Consider the following 17,455-nt stretch of genomic DNA (forward strand, 5'->3'; position numbering starts at 1 on the left):
GCCCTGGAGTCCCTAACACCCCCTCCTGCCAGATCCTGTCAGCAGTCGAGAGCGCCGCCATTGGCCGAGGCGGCAGTCCCGCGGGTTCACTTGCGAACGCGAACGTCCGACGGAGACGCACCAAAGGCCCGGCGAAAAGTCCGATTGAAGTAGGAGATGTCGTTGAAGCCGGATCGATGCGCGATCTCGCTGATCGAGTGGCTCGCAAAGCTCGCATCCGTGAGCATCTTGTAGGCGAGCGAGAGCCGATGGTTTTGAACGAAATCCGTAAAGCTCGTTCCTTCGATCTCGAACAGCCGCTGGACATAGGATTTGGAGATTTTCTGTTTGGCGGCGACCGACGCCAGGCTGAAACCCGGATTGCCCGCCTGTGCCTGAATGTAGGCCTTGATGCTGCGCATCCGGGCGGCTGCGACGCCTCGTCGATTGGCTATTTCGGCAGCGTCTTCGGTCGCGCCAAGCAACAGAGCAGCGAGATCGAGCATGTGCGTGACGACCGCCCGCCGCATGCCGGGATTTGCCAGCGTCTGCCGCTCATTGACGATGCCGAGATAATCCAGAAAGAACGACAACGCCGGATTGGATTTGTCGATCGGCCGTCCGACTCCGTCGTCGAAATTCCTGACCAGGGGCGCGATCAGGGTGCGGCTGATCCGCCAGTTGATCACGCGCCGCGTCGTGTGGGTGGTCGCCGTCCCCGGCAATCCGTTCGTGGTGAGCAGCGCGTCGCCCGGACCGAGCAGCGTCTCATGGCCGTTCTGCCGATGCGTCGCCGAACCATCGAGATTGAGCACGAAGATCGGGTCGTCGCCATCGATCATCGACGCGGTATGATCGCAGAAGATCGGCGAGGTCGTCGCCACCGCCACCGACATTCCAGGCAGGGCGCGCAGGCTCATGTCGATCTGCAGTTCGGTGTCGGGCAGCGGCTCGATGTCCAGCCTGAGAATTTCCCGGCCGTAGATCTGATGAAAGGCTTCCGCCCGCTCGCGCTTGGCAAATGCCGAGCTGGAGAGCTCCAATGCAATCAGTTCGTCGCCCATCGCCAACGACGGCTCCATCGAGGATAAATTGCCCGGCGTTCATTTTGTCGCTGGAAATCGCACAGCGTTCAAGGCTCCCGGCCATCGGGTCCAATACGGATAGCCGGGCGCTTCGCAACGCCGCCTGCGGCGACCTTTGCGGCGGACCAGCGCGCCAGCGTCTGTGGCAAGGCAACCACAGTGAAATGCCAAACATCCGAATTGTGGTGATCCGTCCAAGACGGTGTGGTGCAGACTCCAAGCCGCAAGACTCCGCGCCCCGTAAGCTCCTCGAATTATCATGGCTCACCTGGGTTGCAGAGAATTCCATGACCATCACGAGACGATCCGTTTCAGCGCTTCCATTCGTTCTTGCATTCGGCCTTGCATTCGGTCCTGCCCTGATCGATGCGGCATCTGCCGCCGACATCCCGGTCAAGGCGCCCGCGCTTGCTGCGGCCCCAATTGTCGACTGGAGCGGCGTCTATGCCGGCGTGCATGCCGGCTATGGCGGTGGCATGACGGACTGGAACAACGAGGGATTCAACTATCCCGCCGCAGGCTTTCTGGGCGGCGGACAGATTGGCATCAACAAGCAGATCGCAAGCCTCGTGTTCGGCCTCGAGCTGGAGGGATCCTGGGCCAGCATCAGCGGCACGCAGCCACTGACGACCGGCAGCATGGGGTTCTTCTTCCTCGGCACGCTCGACGACAAGCCCAAATCCCGACTGGACGGAATGGTGACCCTCGCCGGGCGCGCCGGACTTGCCGCCGACCGCTGGTTCGTATTCGCCAAGGGCGGACTCGCCGGCGTCTGGCAGACGCATTCGCTCGACCGCACGCTCAACGACGCCTTCGGCTTCACCATGACCAACAATGTCAGCGGACGCGACTTTCGCATTGCGCCGCTGATCGGCTTAGGGGCCGAATACGCGCTCGATGCGCACTGGTCGCTCAAGGCCGAGTACGACTATCTGCATTTGAGCACGAAGACCGTGCCGCTCAGCGGCGCCGCTACGTTCAACGGCGTGCCGGCCCCGGGCTTCGTCCTCAACGAGACGATCACCCAGGACGCCATTCATTTGATCAAGGTCGGCGCGAACTACCGGCTCGGCCCGGTGGCGGTCGATCCCGTCTATCCGCCGGTCAAGGCGGTGCCCGGGACCAACTGGACCGGCGCGTTTCTGGGTGTGCAGGGCGGCTACGGATTTGGCCGCCTGGATCGCTCGACATTCGCCGATCCGACCGTCCCCGGCAGCGGCACCTACGACATGAAGGGCTGGCTTGGCGGCGTCGACGGCGGCGTCAACGTGCAGTCCGGTGCGTTCGTGTTCGGCGTCGAAGGCGAGTGGATGTGGACGGGCATCCGGGGCGGCCAGAACTTCACGGGATTCGATCCCGGTTTCAACGGCAACGTGGCGACCAGCCTGACCAGCACGATCGACTGGCTGGCCATCGCGAGCGCGAAGGCGGGCTTCGTCGTCGGCGACCGGCTTCTGGTCTACGGCAAGGGCGGTGTCGCGATCGCCAGCGAGCGACACTCGAACAATTCCGTCGAGACTTTCCAGGCGCAACCTGACGTCTTCTCGATCGCCACCACCGGACGGGCCGTGCATACCGGTGTCGCCATTGGCGCCGGCGCCGAGTACGCGCTGGGCGGCAACTGGTCGATCAAGGGCGAATACGATTACATCAAGATGCTACCGCAGCGGCACACCGCAACGGGCGTTTTGACCCTCGCCGGCCCCTTCCCGGACCAGGGCAACATCGCCCCCGGCTTCGACCAGGTTCGCCAGGATCTGCATCTGTTCAAGCTCGGCGTGAACTATCACTTCAATCCGTTGTCCGGAGCGGTGACCGCGCGCTACTGATCGGCGCAGGCTGATACAGCCTGTTAAACCATCCTTGCCACAATGCAGGGATGAAGAACCTCGGCTTCGTCTGGGTGCTGCTTGCCTTTGCCGTCGTCGTGCTGGCGGCGGGCATCCCCTATTGGCGGCTGCCCTATGCCGAGATCAACCGCGGCCATTTTGCGGTTCTGCCCGGCGCAATCCTGCTCGGCTTCCTGACGCTCATCCTGGTCGTGGCCGCGGTCGCGCGGGTCAAGCTCATCGCCGTGGCGATGCTGCTCGCGGTGCCCGCGATCGACATCGTCTCGATCGCGAAAGACACCGCAGCTGACCCGACTTCGCACAATCTCTGGCCCTTCGAGTTCGTGATCGCCGCGCTCAGCGGCGCCGCGGTCGTGCTGCCCGCCGTGGCAGCAGGACTGGCGGTGCGCTGGGCGATGGCGCGGATGGCAGCGCGCTGACGCCGCGCGCCTTCAGCGCTTCGCCGGCTTGAAATCCGGCCCCTCGAAGCGCAGACCGGTTGCCCCGCGCTCGACGTTTCGATGCGACGCGTGAACCAGCCGCTCCTCGCTTTGATGCGCAAGGCGCGCCCGCGCGTCGAGCAGCGCCCGCAGGCGCTCGACCGCGAGCACCTTGTTGCGGTGCTGGGACCGGCCGTCGCGCGCAGTGGCGGTAAGCCCCGTCGGCACATGCACGGCCCGCACAGCACTCTCGGTCTTGTTCTGGTGCTGGCCGCCGGGCCCGCCGGCGCGAAAGCTTTCAAAGCGGATGTCGGACGCCATCGGCGCCTGCGCGCCTTCCGTTGCCGGCGCGACCTCCGTCACTGGAAGCGCGAAGGCGCCGACGAACCAGTTCTTCCGGGCGTAGCCCGGCCGAAGCGGACTCTTGCTGACCCAGAGAATCGAGCCCGATGTCCATCGCTTCGCAAGGTCCGAGGCCGCCGCGCCGTCGAGGATGACGATCGCGGATGCCGGCCCGTGCCTGTCCGCCCCCTCCTCTTCAACGACGGCGCAGTCGCAGTCCAGCGCCTCGGCCTCTGCGGCCAGACGCCGCAGCGCATGCGCAAGGGCGATGCGACACTCCGCAGGCCCTTGCCCCGATGTGAGGAGCATCCGGATCATCGGCGATCCTCCTTCTGCGCCGTGAGATCGACGACCTTCTTGACGGTCACGACGGGACGGAAGGAGGCGACGGCTCGTGCGAGGCCGAACGAAGCGAGGTCGGCGATCACGCCCGCGATCGACTTGTAGGCCTCCGGCGCCTCCTCGACGAGCAACGCGCGATCGTCGCAGATCACCTGTCCGCCGAACGGATTGCGCGTCAGCCGCTCGCGGTCGGACTTGGTCGCGCCGACGCGCCCCATCATCGAGGTCCGGTCGTATTTGCGCCCGGCGCCGTGTGCGATCGACGCTAAGGCCTCCGGCGGCGCACCGGCGAGCGGCTCGACCAGATAGGACAGCGCGCCGCGCGATCCCGGCACGACGACGATTCCCCTGTCGGATGGCGCCGCGCCCTTCCGGTGCAGCAGACCGTCCGCGCGATGCTCGACGCAATTGTGCGAGCACTGGCAGACGAGCTCGGCGTCGCAGCGCAGCGCCTGCGCCGCGCGACGTGCGATCAGCCGACGGTTGACGGACGCCCACCGCAACGCATGGTCGTGGGCGTGCAAATATGCGCGGCCCTTGTCGCTTGCGGGGTCGATCGGCCCCAGCCCTTCGGACATCTGCTGCTCGAGCAGCGCGTGGCCGAGGCCGCGCGATCCCGAATGCGCCAGAATGTAGGCGCGTTGGCGGTCGATGCCGAAGGATGCGTCAAAAACCTCCTCGACGATTTGCAGCTCGCAAAAATGGTTGCCGCCGCCGATGGTGCCGAGTGCGCCGTCGAAATCGGACGGCGGCAGTTCTGCCGCCTCGATCTCGCCCGCGATGTCGCCGTCGTAGGGTCGCCCGATCTTGCGCAGCCGCTCCGCGGCCTTCTCGACACGCAGCTTGCGTGCGGGAAGGTCGAGCGCGAACAGCGCCATGCCGCAGCCTGCGTCGGAGCCGACGAAGGCCGGATGGATGCGATCGGCGAGGATCGCGCAGCCGACCGGCCCGAACTTGCCGGGATGCAGGTCCGGCATGCCGGCAACGGCGCGAACGCCTGATATCGCGGCGACGGATTCCAGTTGGCGCACGGCGGCGCCCTCGATCCAGGATCTGGACGAGTAGAAGGCGTGGATCGGCGCGCGGCCGTCCACGATGGGAAGCTTGCCCATGTAAAATTACCTTGGAGAAGACAGGAGAAACCGGCGCGCTTCAGTCGCGCGCATGCCTCGGCGCGATCTCCCGCCTCACGCGAGGGATCAGGCCCGGCGGCTCCAAATGGAGCAGCGAACGAGAGTCGTCATCGTCTGTCTCCTTGTCCTAGCGGAGCGGAATGCTCGACGCGGCGCGTATACATCACAACAGACGGGAGATTGCAACCTCTCAATGCGTGGCGCGCGATCCGGCAAGCGAACCGCGCCTCACATCTGCTTGGCGCGACGGTCGTTGTCCTATCCCGCATACGCCTTGTCGAGATCGGCGATGACGATCTTCTGCATCTTCAGCATCGCCTGCATGACACGATTTGCCTTGGTCCGGTCGGGATCGCTCAGATAACGGCTCAGCGCCTTGGGGATCACCTGCCACGACAGGCCGAACTTGTCCTTCAGCCAGCCGCATCGCGATTCCTCGCCGCCGTCCGCGGTGAGCCTGGACCAGAAATAGTCCACCTCCTCCTGGGTCTCGACGCTGATGAAGAACGACACCGCCTCGGTAAACTTGTATTGCGGACCGCCGTTGAGGGCGTTGAACTTCTGCCCTTCCAGCTCGAAGACCGCCATGAAGTCGTTGACCGTTTCGACCTTGGCGTTGGGAAACACCGATTTGTAGAAGGCAACCGCCTGCGGGACGTTGTTGTCGAACCAGAGGAAAGGGGTGATCGAGGTCACGGCGAACTCCGTTTTGCGTGGGCTCGCCCGGAGGACGAACAAGCCGGCCGGCATCCGACATGGGCCTGAATTTTTTTGGCCGGTAGGGTGGGTTAGCCCCGCGGATTGCGCGAAGCGCAATCCGCTCGGCGTAACCCACCACTTCTGTCACAGGCGGACAGAAAAGAGGCGGTTACGCCTTCGGCTAACTCACCCTACCGACCTTCCAGGATCACCCGCGCCGTCTCGCGGCCGCTGGACAATGCGGCCTCGACGGTCCCCATGTCGGGGCCGCGATAGAGGGCTTCGCCGGCGAAGAGAACTGCGCCATCGGGCCTGGTGAGCGTCGCCTGCGCCGCGCGCGTCTGCGGCGTCGCGTAGGAATAGGCGCCGCGCGCGAAGGGATCCTGCGCCCAGTTGATCGCTTCGGCGGCGGCGAGTTTTTGCGCGAGCTCGTCGCGTGGCAAGCCGAAGATGGCTGCAAGCGAGGCAAGCCCGGCGTCGATCAGCGCCGCGCGGTCGAGGCCGGCAAGGCCTGCCGTCTTCGGGCCGCCGAACCAGCCGGTGAGCACGGGATGGGTGGCCGGATGCTGCGTCCACCACACCGGGATCGTCGCTTCCGACAGCAGGAAGGTGAGATCGCCGAGCTCCTTGTTCCGGTCGAGCCACCAGCGTGTCTCGAACCGCAGCAGGAGCTTGATCACGTTGCCGAAGCCGATATCTGCAGCGGCCGTTGCCTTCGCGCGCGCTGCCGGAGGAAGCGCGATCTCCTGCAGCAGCGGAACGGGCACGGTGACGACAGCCGCGTCGCCGCGATGCACCTCGCCATTGCCACAGCGGACGACGATGCCGCCATCGGCCTCCTCGATCGCGGAGACGATGCAGCCAAGGCGCATGGCGACGCCGTGGGCGTGGCACTGCTCAACCAGATGCGTGACGAGCGCGCCGTAGCCGCCGACGATACGCGTCTGCGCATGCAGTCCGCCGCCCATCCATTCGTCGCGCAGCGCCAGCGTCGAGGCGCGCTCGGGATCGGCCGCGTCATAACCCTCGACCATCCGCGCGATCGACTGTCGCATCCGCTCATATTGAGGCGCAGCAAAATGCCGGCGCAAGAATTCGGCGATGGTCAGATCGTCCGTCAACTCTGCCAGAGCGCGATGAAGCTCCGCCGCCTCATGCGGATCGTAGCGTGCCTCGCGCGAAAGTTTTCCGTCATCGAGGCTCCATTGCGTCCCCTGGATCACCTGCAGCGAAAGCTGCGCCTCGACCAGCAGAGCGCGCGTGACCCTGGCCTCGCCATGGACGAACTCGGCACCGCCTGCCGCGCCATAGCCGAACGCAGACGTCGCAAGCGGATGGATGCGTCCGCCGCATCGCTCGCGCGCCTCCAGAATCGTCACCTTGCGGCCCGCGCTCGCGAGCTCTCGCGCCGCCATCAGACCGGCCGCGCCGGCGCCGACGATGACGATGTGGCTTGCACTCTTTCGCGACATGCTGGCGCTTTACCGGCTCGCCGCCGCAGGATCGTTCGTGATGAGGTAGCGCAAGAGCAACGCGCCACCGCCGAGTGGCGTCGTGCTTTCCAGCGTCATTGCGGTGACCGGTGCGCGCTGATCGCTCTCTCCGTCCGTCGAATCGAACACGAGCGGCGCGCCCCTGGCGCCGTCCACCGCCGGACAGAGGATCAGATTGAGCTCGTCAACGAGGCCGGCGCGCAGGAACGCGCCATTGGCGGCACCGCCACCCTCGAGCAGCAGGCGCTTCACGCCAAGCTCGCGATTGAGAATTTCCAGCGTGAGCGCGAGATCGATCTCCGACTTGCCGGCAAAGACGTAGGACACGCCCTCGCCGCGCAGGCCTGCAAGATGTGCATCCGAAACGCTCTCGGTCAGCACCACGACGATCGGATCGCCGCCGATGTCGGAACGGCCCCAGCCGATCTTGCCGTGCGCGTCGAGCACGACGCCATAGGCTTTCGCATCGCACTGCGCGAACCAGTTTTCGCGCAGAAACGTCTGGCTCGTCGAAGCCGGATACGGCTTGCCCTTGGCAAACTCCGATCCGGTCACGCGCCCGATCAGCCAGGCATCGCCGCCGAGCTCCTCATGCACCCGCTCGAACAGATCCGCCCCCGCCCCCTTCGGCCGCCAGCGGCTGTGATGCGTCCGGCCATCGACGCTGGAGGCCATCAGGCAGATGATTTGGGGTTTCATGCAATTCTCCGGGCCGCCTCTCAGGCGGGCGTTGCGTTACCCTTGGCGGAGCACGGGATGGCCTCGCGGGGGGTGAGCGGTCACCAATATCATAGGCGGCGACCGGGATCGCAGCTCACGTTTCACAACGCGAGCCGGCATTGCGGCCATGCGCGGATGGTATCCCCGAACTCGCCGTTCACCCGTCCGAGCTTTGTGAGGGCTCAAGTGCCGCCCAGGGCCGCAAACGCGCCACGCAGTCGCAGGTAACGCGCCGTGCCCGCGCGCGCAGCCCTGCCCGTTACGCCGCCGTCTGGCGCCGCCGCCGCGCGGTGTGGCCTTGCCATGACAGGTCGGCCAGCGGCACGGGCTTGCTGAAGTAGAAGCCCTGGCCGAGGGCAATTCCGAGCGACTGGAGCTGACTGACCTGTTCGGAGGTCTCGACGCCCTCGGCGACGATCGAGAGCTTCAACGTTTTCGCAAGCTGCACGATGGATTTCAGCACCGCGACGGTTTCGCTGCGGTCGATCCTGTCGATGAAGGATTTGTCGATCTTGACCTTGTCGAACGGAAACGCCGTCAGATAGGACAAGGACGAATAGCCGACACCGAAGTCGTCAAGTGCAATGGAGACGCCGAGCGCCTTGAGGCGCTGGAGTGTCTTGAGGTTCTCCTGAGTATCGGCGAGAAACACACTCTCGGTGATCTCGAGCTCGAGCCGGGTTTGCGGCAGTCCGCTCTGTGCCAGTGCGAACGTCACGGTATCGACGAGGTTGGTGCCAGCAAATTGCAGAGCGGAGAGGTTGACCGCGACCTTGACATCATCAGGCATGGTCATCGCGTCGCGACACGCCTTGGCCAGCACCTGCTCGCCGAGCTCGACGATCAGTCCGCCCGTCTCCGCAACCGCAATGAACTCGACCGGTGGAATGAAGCCCCTGGTGCCGTGACGCCAGCGCGCCAGGGCCTCGACCGATTTCACACGGCCGGTGCCGAGCTCGATCACCGGCTGATAGAACACCTCGATCTCCTCGCGCCAGATCGCCTCACGAAGCTCGATCTCGAGCACGTTGCGCTGATCCGCTTCGGCCTTGAGATCCGCCGAGTAGATATGGAAGCAGTTTCGGCCGGCGTTCTTCGACTTGTAGAGCGCAAGATCGGCATTGCGAAGGATCTCATCGACCCGCGTGCCATGCTCGGGTACCACGGCAACGCCGATGCTGCAGCCGATCGCGACGGGATGGCCATCGACGTGATAGGGTTCCGCAACGGCTTGAACCAGCCGCGCCGCGAGCGCGGCAGCGCCATCGTGGATCGAGACCTTGCCCGTCGACACGATCACGGCAAACTCGTCACCGCCGATCCGCGCCGCAATATCGACGTCACGGATCTGCGCCTTGATCCGGACCGCAACCTGCTTCAGCAGCGCGTCGCCGCATTGGTGGCCGAGCGCATCATTGACGGACTTGAACTTGTCGAGATCCAGCAGGAGCACGGCGAACGGCACGCCGAGCCGGGAATGCCTCGCGAGCGCTTCGTCGATGCGGTCCTTGAACAGATTGCGATTGGCGAGGCCGGTCAGGCTGTCGTAATGCGCTAACCTCTCGATCCGGTCTTCGGACGCCTTGCGTTCGGTGATGTCTTCATGGGTGGCGACCCAGCCACCGTCCTCGCGCCGTCCGTAGGAGATATAGACGACCCGCCCATCGGGGAACTGCACGGTGTTCGAAATGTGCTCCGACTGGACGAGCCGGTTCTTCAAATCGACGAGATAAGCCTCGACGTCGAGCACGGCAGTCTGTTTTGCAAACACCTCGCGGAAATCGATGCCGATGCGAATCTCCTCCGGCGCGAGGCCATAGAGTTCGAGCCATTGTCGATTGAACGCGATCAGGCGGTCGCGGTCGTCGAACATGCTCAACCCCAGGGGAAGATTCCTGAGTGCGTCTTCGAACTTGATCGCAGAATCGCGCAGCTCGCGCTGGGCCCGATCGAGCGCTTGCTGCCGCCGCCAGTGGAACACCGTCGCGGTCAGGATGATGAACGTGAGCAGCAGCGCGCCACCGAGATAGATCTTCTTCCTGGAATCGGATCGTGCGTAGATCTCCTGCTCCGAAATGCCCACGGTGAAGATGAGCGGAAAGACGTGCGATCGGCGCGCGGTGATCAACCTGTCGGTGCGGTTCGGCCGGTTTTCGTTCCAGTACTGTGCATGGAAGCCGTCCCCCAGCTCGCCTTCGACGCGGCTCGGGGCGCGCTGCCCCAGCACGGCACCCTGGTCCACGCCGCGCGCGGCGAGCACGATATAGTTCGAGTTTCTGAGAACCAGCGTTCCTCCGGCGCCGAGTTTTGCCGTATCGTAGAACCTGCCGACGACGTCGACGCTGACCGAGCCGACGACCACGCCCACCGGATTCCTGGCGAGGTCGAACATCTTCCTTGCGAGCTGGATGGTCCATTTGTTGGACGCCCGCCCCAACACCGGCTTCGCGACATAGAGGCGATCATCGGCTTGCGACATGACATTGGCGAAGTGCTCGCGATCGCCGAGATAGAGCGGCGGACCGGAATAGCCGGCTGTCGTATCGAGCATGTAGCCGTCCAGTCCGATCAGGGAGAACTGAACCACGTCGCCGGTGGCGATACGGGCCCTGTCAGACCAGAGCTTGAGACTGAAGGTCAGCTCATCCTGGGCGTAAAGTGCGCGCACCACCAGCAACGACTGATCCACGCGTTCGAAGATGCGCTCGGTGTTTTCCTCGAACAATTCGGCGACGCTGTCGCCCTGCAGCCGCGCCTGCTGGACCGCATCCGCCCGCTCCGATGACGTGATCGCGAAGTACCCGATCCAGACCAGGGGCAGGAAGAACAATGCAATCTGCAGCGGGGCATTCCGCAGAATTGTCATCGCAGCTTTGCGCACGGAACTTCCGGGAATCACGACGCGCGCGCCCTCATCAGCCGCCAGGACCGAACAGTGATCGTCGCGAAAGAGGGCATTGCCTATCTCCGCCTCATCGGGAACAGCACAGCCGCAAGCGGGGCGCTGTCGTCATCCCGGGTCCCGAGCCTAGGGCTACAGCCTTAAGTTTTAGTTCGGAGAAAGCTCAAGTGTTAGACTTATTGCATCCGTATGATCACGGAGGGCGGCCGCTTCCGGGCGGCCTGGCGATATTAACTATCCGACAGCGTCATTTTGTCGCCGCGAGTTCCGCGGGGCTGCTCAAAATGCGCGCGCAAGAACGATCGTGCCGGACAGGATGAGCGTCACGCCCGCAGCAAGGCTCAGTCTTCGGCCGAACGGAGGCAGCTTCTCGCCGGCGACATAGAGCGCGATGCCGACGATCCGGACCAGATTCATCACGCCGCTGACGAACGGCAATGCCATCCAGAAACCAGCTCCGACGCGTCTGTTGGTTCGCGAGATCGCACTGCCACCGTAACTCCCCGAAAGGGCGCGAGCGATGCGCCCTCCCCGGTCCTCACTCCTGTCATCACGACATTGCGGCAACTTCCGCCGCCGTGTCGTAATATTCCTGGAAGTACACCAGCTTTCCCTGGCTGTATTTCAGCACATGGGCCCATTCGTTCTTGCTGGTCTTGCCCGTCTTCTTCATCCGACCGGCGGATGAGCCGAGGACAACGACGGTGTCGCCCTGCTCGATCATCTCGCGCGGCGCAAACTCGCTGAAGTCGATATTCTCCGCGATCTTCGCAAAGAAGCCGGCAATCTCCTGCTTTCCCTTGTAGCGACCGGCCCAAGGCAATTTGTCCCTGGGGCCTGGCGTTATCCAGGTGCAGTCGTCGGTCATCATGTCGTTGACCAGCGTTGCAATGTCGCCCTGCTGGAAAAGCTCATAGCCCTTCTTCGCGATCTCGAGATTGGATGCCATTGGACCTACTCCTTGCAACATTGAAGGTGGTTTTCACGCGATGAAATTCGAAAGGAAATCCGCGCTCGTATATTCGTGCAATCACCTCCTCTCAGGATCGAAGGAAGCGCCGCAAGCGGCACAGCACCTTCCATCGTGTATCTCACGCCGCCCGCGCGAGCAGAATCGCGCCTGTTATGATGAGGGTCGCTCCGGCCGCATGGCTGAGCCTGCGGCCGAACGGAAGCAGTTTCTCGCAGGCAACATAGAGTGCGATGGCGATGATCCAGGCCAGATTCATCACGCCGCTGACGAACAGCAATGCCATCAGGAACCAGCAGCAGCCGACGCAGTAGCTGCCGTGGCGAAGTCCCATGCGGAGCGCCCCGCTTCCGCCGACCCGCCAGTACCTGCTCAGGAACAGCAGCGGGTTTTGACAGTAGCGAAGGCAGGCGGTCTTGAGCGGCGTGAACTGATAGAGCCCCGCGGCCAGAAGAATAATGCCGCCCAGAACGACGCTCGTGCTTGCCATCGCCATCGACAAGAACCCGCTACGTTCGAGCGCCCATTGTGCCAGGACCGCAACGAGACTGAACCCGGCCCATGCCAGCAGATAGCCGGCGAGAAAGATCCAGACCTCCCTCGCTGCGCCGGACGCAGTCTCCTGCCTGCGCTTGACTGTCGCGTACAAGAGGACAGTGGGCGCCGCGCTCGGCACCATCATCGCGATCATCATCGTCCACCACATCGCAAACAGCAGCACGGCGTAGAGCGGCGTCCATGGCATCGGCGCCATGTCCGGCATGTCGGCCATCATGTCGGTATCCATGCCGGCGCCAACAGCGAGATAGGCCCAGGCGAGCGCCACAACCGCGACAAGCCCAGCCGCAACGACCAGGCGATCGCGACGTAGCACCTGTTCGAGCACGCCTTGTTCGAGCACGCCTGGCTCGGTCATGAGCCCCTCGCTGACAGCGCGGCAAGTTGGAACGGCGAATTCAGCGCATCAGGCGGCAACGCCGTCGGGCGTCTGCACCACCTTGGCGAGCGAACTGTGCGTGCCCTTCGTTTCGAACTTGATCGCGCCGGTCGAGCGGATGTTGCAAGAGGCGACCTCGGCGGCCCGGTGCTCGAAGCCCTCGGGCATGACCACCTGAATGCGATGCGGCGCACCCGTTACCGGATTCTTGATCGGCTCGACTTCCGTCTCCAGCACGCCCTTGACGACGAGCTTGGCGACGCGCCCGTCCTTGTCGAAGGAAAATTCGAACGGCGCAAAGACGGGATCGTGGATGGTGGTGACGATCAGGCTGAGGATGTGGAACAGCGTACCCTCGGCGGAATGCTTGCCGGAGAAGATGTCAAACAGCGCCTGCCGCTGTTCCGGCGTTGCTCGCTCATCAACGATGGGCTGCATCTTCCCGTTGCCCTCGTGCAGCGCTCCCGGGAATTCGACGGTGGCTGCGAAATAGAGCCCATCGAGCCTGGTCCCCTCGAAATGTCCCTTGGTGATCCTCATGCCGACCATGCCCTTGCAATAGCCCTGGGTCGGCAGAGCGTTGAAGTCGCAGGGGCAGCCAAACGCGCAAGTGCAGTTCTTGATCCATTCGCCTTCGAGACGCCAGTCCGTTGCAGCCATGGCACATCTCCCAATGTGAAGGGGGACGCGGCAGCCGTCGACGGGTTCGTTCAGCGTTATGTCAGCGAAAAATCGCGAGCGGGATCGAGATCCGATCAGAAGGCCGGCATCGCGGAAAAGTCCGGTGGCGAGCTGCCGTTTACCGTCCCAATGGCGAAGAGCATATATCATTCCTGGACGAGCGACCAGCGAGGCAAATCCGAACCGCGGATGCAAAGCCAACATCCCGTGAACGTCGCGTGTCAGCCGAACCTGTAGGGAAGCAGGCGTTCGCCAAAAGCCTCGCCTCGCCAGATCAATTGCAGGCCCGCGACGATCTCCGCCCCGTAGACGGCGTAGGGGATTTCGATCGACTTCAGCCAGGGTGCGACCCACTGATTGAGAGGCGTGCCGTCGATGCTGACCAGATCGCAATCGCCGGGGATTTTCAGGCCGCGTTCGAGCGCGCGCCGGTTGACGCCATAGGCGATCTGGTCGCTCACGCAGAGAATGGCGTCCGGCGTGTCGCTGCCGCCGAAAATTCGCGCGCCGGCGTCGTAGCCGACTTGCAGATGCGATCGTCCCGCGCCGTCGGCCCGGATGATCGCGTCGTCGGAACAGCCACGCTCCCGCAGCCTGGCCAAAAAACCCGACACGCGGTCCCGCGATGCGGACGAGCCCAGCCGCGGAAAGACAACAGCCGGGGCACGCCGCCCGAGATCGGCAAAATGGTCGGCGACGGCAGCGCCGGCTGCACGATCGTCGATCCCAACGAACGGGCCGTTGCCGGTCGGATTGCGGCGGGTCACGAAGACCGCCGGGGCGCCGGACGCGGAAAGCTCGCTCAGGCCGGGGCTGGCGACCGCCGCAACGAGGACATAGCCGCGCACCATCTGGGCCCGCATCGCGTAGAGATATTCGTCCTGAAGGTCGGGTCGGTCGTGCGTATCGCAGAGGACCATGACGTAGCCGGCCTCGCGCAGTGCGGCCTCAGTGGAGCTTGCGATCGTCGCCATGGCCGGATTGTCGAGATTGGCCGCGATCATCGCCACAAGCTGGCTTTGTCCGCTCTTGAGCGCCCGTCCCACCGGATTTGGCCGGTAGCCTACCGCCTCGATCGCATCGAGCACCCGCGCCACCGTCGCCGGGGAGGCGCGGCGCATCTCACCGTTGACGATCCGCGATACGGTCGAAACCGAGACGCCGGCCCGGGCCGCGACTGTGGCAAGTGAGACGTCTTCCGGCATCGGCCTCTATGGGGTTGGTCCGATTGCAACCTATAGCCACCGTCGAGGCTTCTTCCGAGACCCGACAAGACGATTTAAACCACGATTGACAGTTTGGCAAACGTTTGCCAAGATAGTTTTACCCGTTGGGGGCGCCCCGGCCGGCCCTGCCGCCTTTTGTCCGCTTCTGTGGATAACTTGCGCCCAAACGCGTGAAAAACAGCATCCGACGGGATGCCGATCTGGAAGGAAACACCTGCGCCAAAGGATCCGTCGGAGAACGGGCCCGTGGCGCCAATCTCGCGCGGACCGACCGGGCCGGCGAGCGTGGAGGAAATGATCATGCGTGCCGTCAAGCCCGTTATCGCGTCTCTTGTGCTGTCCCTTCTGTCCGCCACCGCACTCAACGGGCCAGCGTCGGCCGAGACGACCACGCTGCGAATGGCCTGGTACTCGGACGGCAACGAGGGCGAGGTGATGGCTGACCTGCTGAAGCGATTCCACGAGCAGAACAAGGACATCGACGTCGTTCTCGATCAGGTGCCCTTCAAGGCGATCAACGAGAATCTGCCCGTGCAGCTGGCCTCCGGCCAGGGCCCCGACATGGCGCGTGTCGTCGATATGGGCGGCCTGTCGCGCTACGCGCTCGACATGCGCCCCCTTCTCAAAGATCCCGGCTATTGGGAGACGAATTTCGGCCCCTTCCTCGAATGGATGCGCCCTGCGGGAGACACGCAGGCCATTCCGGGCTTCATGACCCAGCTCACCGTCACCGGCCCCTTCGTCAACAAGACCCTGTTCGAGCAGGCCGGGGTCGCGATGCCCAGCGAGAAGTCGACCTGGGAGGATTGGGCGAAAGCGGTGAAGGAGGTTGCGGGCAAGGTGCAGGCACCGTTCCCGCTCGCGCTCGACCGCTCGGGCCATCGCTTCTATGCGCTCGCCGTGTCGCAAGGCACGAAGATCTTCGGCGCGAACGGCGAGCCTGATGTCGTGGACGAGGGCTTCAAGCGCGCGGCGCAGCTCATCTACGACTGGCACAGGTCCGGCGTCATGTCGAAGGAGCTGTGGGGCTCGGTCTCCGGCACGGCCTATCGCGGCGCCAACGACGAATTCAAGAACGCACAGGTCGTGATGTATCTGTCCGGATCGTGGCAGACTGCCCAGTTCGCCAAGACCGTGGACAACGCCTTCGACTGGGTCGCGGTCCCCAATCCCTGCGGCCCCGGCGGGTGCAGCAGCATGCCGGGCGGCGCCGCTCTCGTGGCTTTCAAGACGACCAAGCATCCCAAGGAAGTCGCGCGACTGATGGACTATCTCGCCAGCGAACCGGTGCTGGCGGAGTTTTATTCGCGCGCGCTGTTCGTGCCCGGCCACCTTGGGCTCGCGAAGAAAGGCATCGACTATCCGACGGCCAGCCCGGAAGCCGCCGCAGCACTGAAGGTCTTCACCGCAAGCGCGGCCAGCATTTCGCCGCTCGCCTTCCAGACCCAGGGCTACACCAACAGCCGGATCATCTTCAACGCCGTCATCAGCCGGCTCGGGCAGGCGGTCTCCGGCGAAACGACGCTCGAAGACGCCGAAAAGCGCATCACCGCCGACGTCGCGCAGCAGATCGCCGAGCGCAACAAGAAGTGACGGCGACGGGTTCACAGGGTCCAGGGATCACCGCGATGTCGGACACTCCGTCCGCCGCCAGGCCGCAGCCCGGCATCGCCGCGGCGGCGCTCGCGGAAGTCCGGCGCGTCGCGGTCCTGCCGCTCGACGTCGCGCTACGCCTGTTCGATCCGCCGATGCGATGGCTGCAGCGCCTGATCGGCGCGCGGCGCATGGCCTATGTGTTCCTGCTGCCCAACTTCGTATTCTTCGGCCTGTTCGTGTTCCTGCCGATCGGCATCAACGTCGTGTTCTCGGTGACCGGCGGCACGGCCCTGTTTCCCTCAGAGCGTCCCTATGTCGGCAGCGACCAGTTCGCCTACCTGTTCGACTGCGGCTCCTTTCTCGATCCGTCCACATGCCGCGAAGACCACTTCTGGCGCGGTGTCGCCAATACGGCAAAATTCGTCGCGTTTCAGGTGACGGCGATGGTGCTGTTCTCGCTCGTCACCGCGCTGGTCCTCAACATGAAGATCCGCGGGCGCGGCTTTTTCCGTGCGGTCTATTTCTTCCCGGTCCTGCTCTCGCCCGTGGTCGTCGCGCTGATCTGGAAATGGATTTTGCAGCGCGACGGGCTGCTCAACGCGGCCATCACCACGCTCGGCGGTCAAAAAATCCTGTTCTTCGTCGACCCCGGCTGGGCGATGTTCTGGGCGGTGTTCGTATCCGTGTGGGCGCATATGGGCTTCTACACACTGATCCTGCTCGCCGGCCTTCAGGCCATCCCGGCCGATCTCTACGAGGCGGCGGAGATGGACGCCACGCCGCGCTGGCGCGTGCTGACACGCATCACGCTGCCGCTGCTGTGGCCGAACATGATCGTCGTGATCGTGCTCGCGCTCATCAAGGGCGCGCAGACCTTCGACGAGGTCTTCGTGCTGACCGGCGGCGGTCCCGGCACCGCGACGCTGATGGTCGTCCAGTACATCTACGAGACCGGCTTCGCCAGCCAGGTGCAGAATTTCGGCCTCGCCGCCGCCGCGTCCGTCGTGCTCGGCGCAGTCCTTTTCGTCCTGACGCTCCTGCAATTCGCCGCCGCGCGGCGCAAAGAGATCTGAGGTGGCCG

General features: G+C 64.3%; 17 protein-coding genes. 4 read left to right on the top strand and 13 right to left on the bottom strand.

Translation table 11 applies throughout. The annotated features are described in order from the left end of the window. Positions 1–86: 86 nt before the first annotated feature. Entirely contained in the window at positions 87–1,043 is a 957-nt protein-coding gene (locus KUF59_RS41175; protein ID WP_212462145.1) for an AraC family transcriptional regulator, read from the bottom strand. A 308-nt stretch (positions 1,044–1,351) separates the two neighbouring features. Between KUF59_RS41175 and KUF59_RS41180 the strand changes: the two genes are divergently transcribed. Both KUF59_RS41180 and KUF59_RS41185 read left to right on the top strand, forming a co-directional pair. Beyond that, positions 1,352–2,893 carry an outer membrane protein gene (locus tag KUF59_RS41180; protein ID WP_212462144.1) on the top strand — a complete coding sequence of 514 codons (1,542 nt, stop codon included), beginning with the start codon at positions 1,352–1,354 and terminating at the stop codon, positions 2,891–2,893. Positions 2,894–2,943: 50 nt separating this feature from the next. After that, complete coding sequence (locus KUF59_RS41185; protein ID WP_212462143.1) at positions 2,944–3,333, top strand: hypothetical protein; 390 nt, start codon at positions 2,944–2,946, stop codon at positions 3,331–3,333. Positions 3,334–3,345: 12 nt separating this feature from the next. Here the strand turns inward: KUF59_RS41185 and prfH are convergent, their stop codons facing one another. The 12 genes from prfH to KUF59_RS41245 form a co-directional block, all read right to left on the bottom strand. After that, a complete protein-coding gene (gene prfH / locus KUF59_RS41190) occupies positions 3,346–3,993 on the bottom strand; it encodes a peptide chain release factor H (protein ID WP_212462142.1) in 648 nt (215 codons plus the stop codon). Then, positions 3,990–5,129, bottom strand: coding sequence for an RNA ligase RtcB family protein (locus tag KUF59_RS41195; protein ID WP_258768014.1), 1,140 nt, complete (start codon positions 5,127–5,129; stop codon positions 3,990–3,992). The genes prfH and KUF59_RS41195 overlap by 4 nt, the downstream gene beginning before the upstream one ends. Positions 5,130–5,408: 279 nt before the next feature. Next, positions 5,409–5,846 (bottom strand): VOC family protein, encoded by a 438-nt coding sequence (locus KUF59_RS41200; protein ID WP_212462141.1) that lies wholly within the window; start codon positions 5,844–5,846, stop codon positions 5,409–5,411. 194 nt (positions 5,847–6,040) lie between these two features. Continuing rightward, complete coding sequence (locus KUF59_RS41205; RefSeq protein WP_212462140.1) at positions 6,041–7,321, bottom strand: flavin monoamine oxidase family protein; 1,281 nt, start codon at positions 7,319–7,321, stop codon at positions 6,041–6,043. 9 nt (positions 7,322–7,330) lie between these two features. After that, positions 7,331–8,041, bottom strand: coding sequence for a RibD family protein (locus KUF59_RS41210; protein ID WP_258768015.1), 711 nt, complete (start codon positions 8,039–8,041; stop codon positions 7,331–7,333). Between the two features lie 280 nt (positions 8,042–8,321). Then, positions 8,322–10,928 carry a bifunctional diguanylate cyclase/phosphodiesterase gene (locus KUF59_RS41215; protein WP_212462138.1) on the bottom strand — a complete coding sequence of 869 codons (2,607 nt, stop codon included), beginning with the start codon at positions 10,926–10,928 and terminating at the stop codon, positions 8,322–8,324. Between the two features lie 315 nt (positions 10,929–11,243). After that, the gene (locus KUF59_RS41220) at positions 11,244–11,408 is read right to left on the bottom strand and encodes a copper chaperone (protein WP_212462137.1); all 165 of its coding nucleotides are present in this window, start codon (positions 11,406–11,408) and stop codon (positions 11,244–11,246) included. A 106-nt stretch (positions 11,409–11,514) separates the two neighbouring features. After that, a complete protein-coding gene (locus KUF59_RS41225) occupies positions 11,515–11,913 on the bottom strand; it encodes a nuclear transport factor 2 family protein (protein WP_212462136.1) in 399 nt (132 codons plus the stop codon). Between the two features lie 142 nt (positions 11,914–12,055). Further along, positions 12,056–12,850 carry a DUF2182 domain-containing protein gene (locus tag KUF59_RS41230; RefSeq protein ID WP_212462135.1) on the bottom strand — a complete coding sequence of 265 codons (795 nt, stop codon included), beginning with the start codon at positions 12,848–12,850 and terminating at the stop codon, positions 12,056–12,058. A gap of 48 nt (positions 12,851–12,898) precedes the next feature. Then, positions 12,899–13,531: a DUF1326 domain-containing protein gene (locus KUF59_RS41235; RefSeq protein ID WP_212462134.1), complete on the bottom strand. Its 633-nt coding sequence runs from the start codon at positions 13,529–13,531 to the stop codon at positions 12,899–12,901. Positions 13,532–13,773: 242 nt separating this feature from the next. Further along, positions 13,774–14,757: a LacI family DNA-binding transcriptional regulator gene (locus tag KUF59_RS41240; protein WP_212462133.1), complete on the bottom strand. Its 984-nt coding sequence runs from the start codon at positions 14,755–14,757 to the stop codon at positions 13,774–13,776. Between the two features lie 74 nt (positions 14,758–14,831). Continuing rightward, entirely contained in the window at positions 14,832–15,080 is a 249-nt protein-coding gene (locus KUF59_RS41245; protein WP_212462132.1) for a hypothetical protein, read from the bottom strand. Between KUF59_RS41245 and KUF59_RS41250 the strand changes: the two genes are divergently transcribed. Both KUF59_RS41250 and KUF59_RS41255 read left to right on the top strand, forming a co-directional pair. Next, positions 15,079–16,371, top strand: coding sequence for an ABC transporter substrate-binding protein (locus tag KUF59_RS41250; RefSeq protein WP_212462131.1), 1,293 nt, complete (start codon positions 15,079–15,081; stop codon positions 16,369–16,371). The two genes, KUF59_RS41245 and KUF59_RS41250, sit on opposite strands and share 2 nt — an antisense overlap. 155 nt (positions 16,372–16,526) lie before the next feature. Further along, positions 16,527–17,447 (top strand): carbohydrate ABC transporter permease, encoded by a 921-nt coding sequence (locus KUF59_RS41255; RefSeq protein WP_249140904.1) that lies wholly within the window; start codon positions 16,527–16,529, stop codon positions 17,445–17,447. Positions 17,448–17,455 lie beyond the last annotated feature (8 nt).

The sequence above is a fragment of the Bradyrhizobium arachidis genome (assembly GCF_024758505.1).
Classification (GTDB): Bacteria; Pseudomonadota; Alphaproteobacteria; order Rhizobiales; family Xanthobacteraceae; genus Bradyrhizobium; species Bradyrhizobium manausense_C.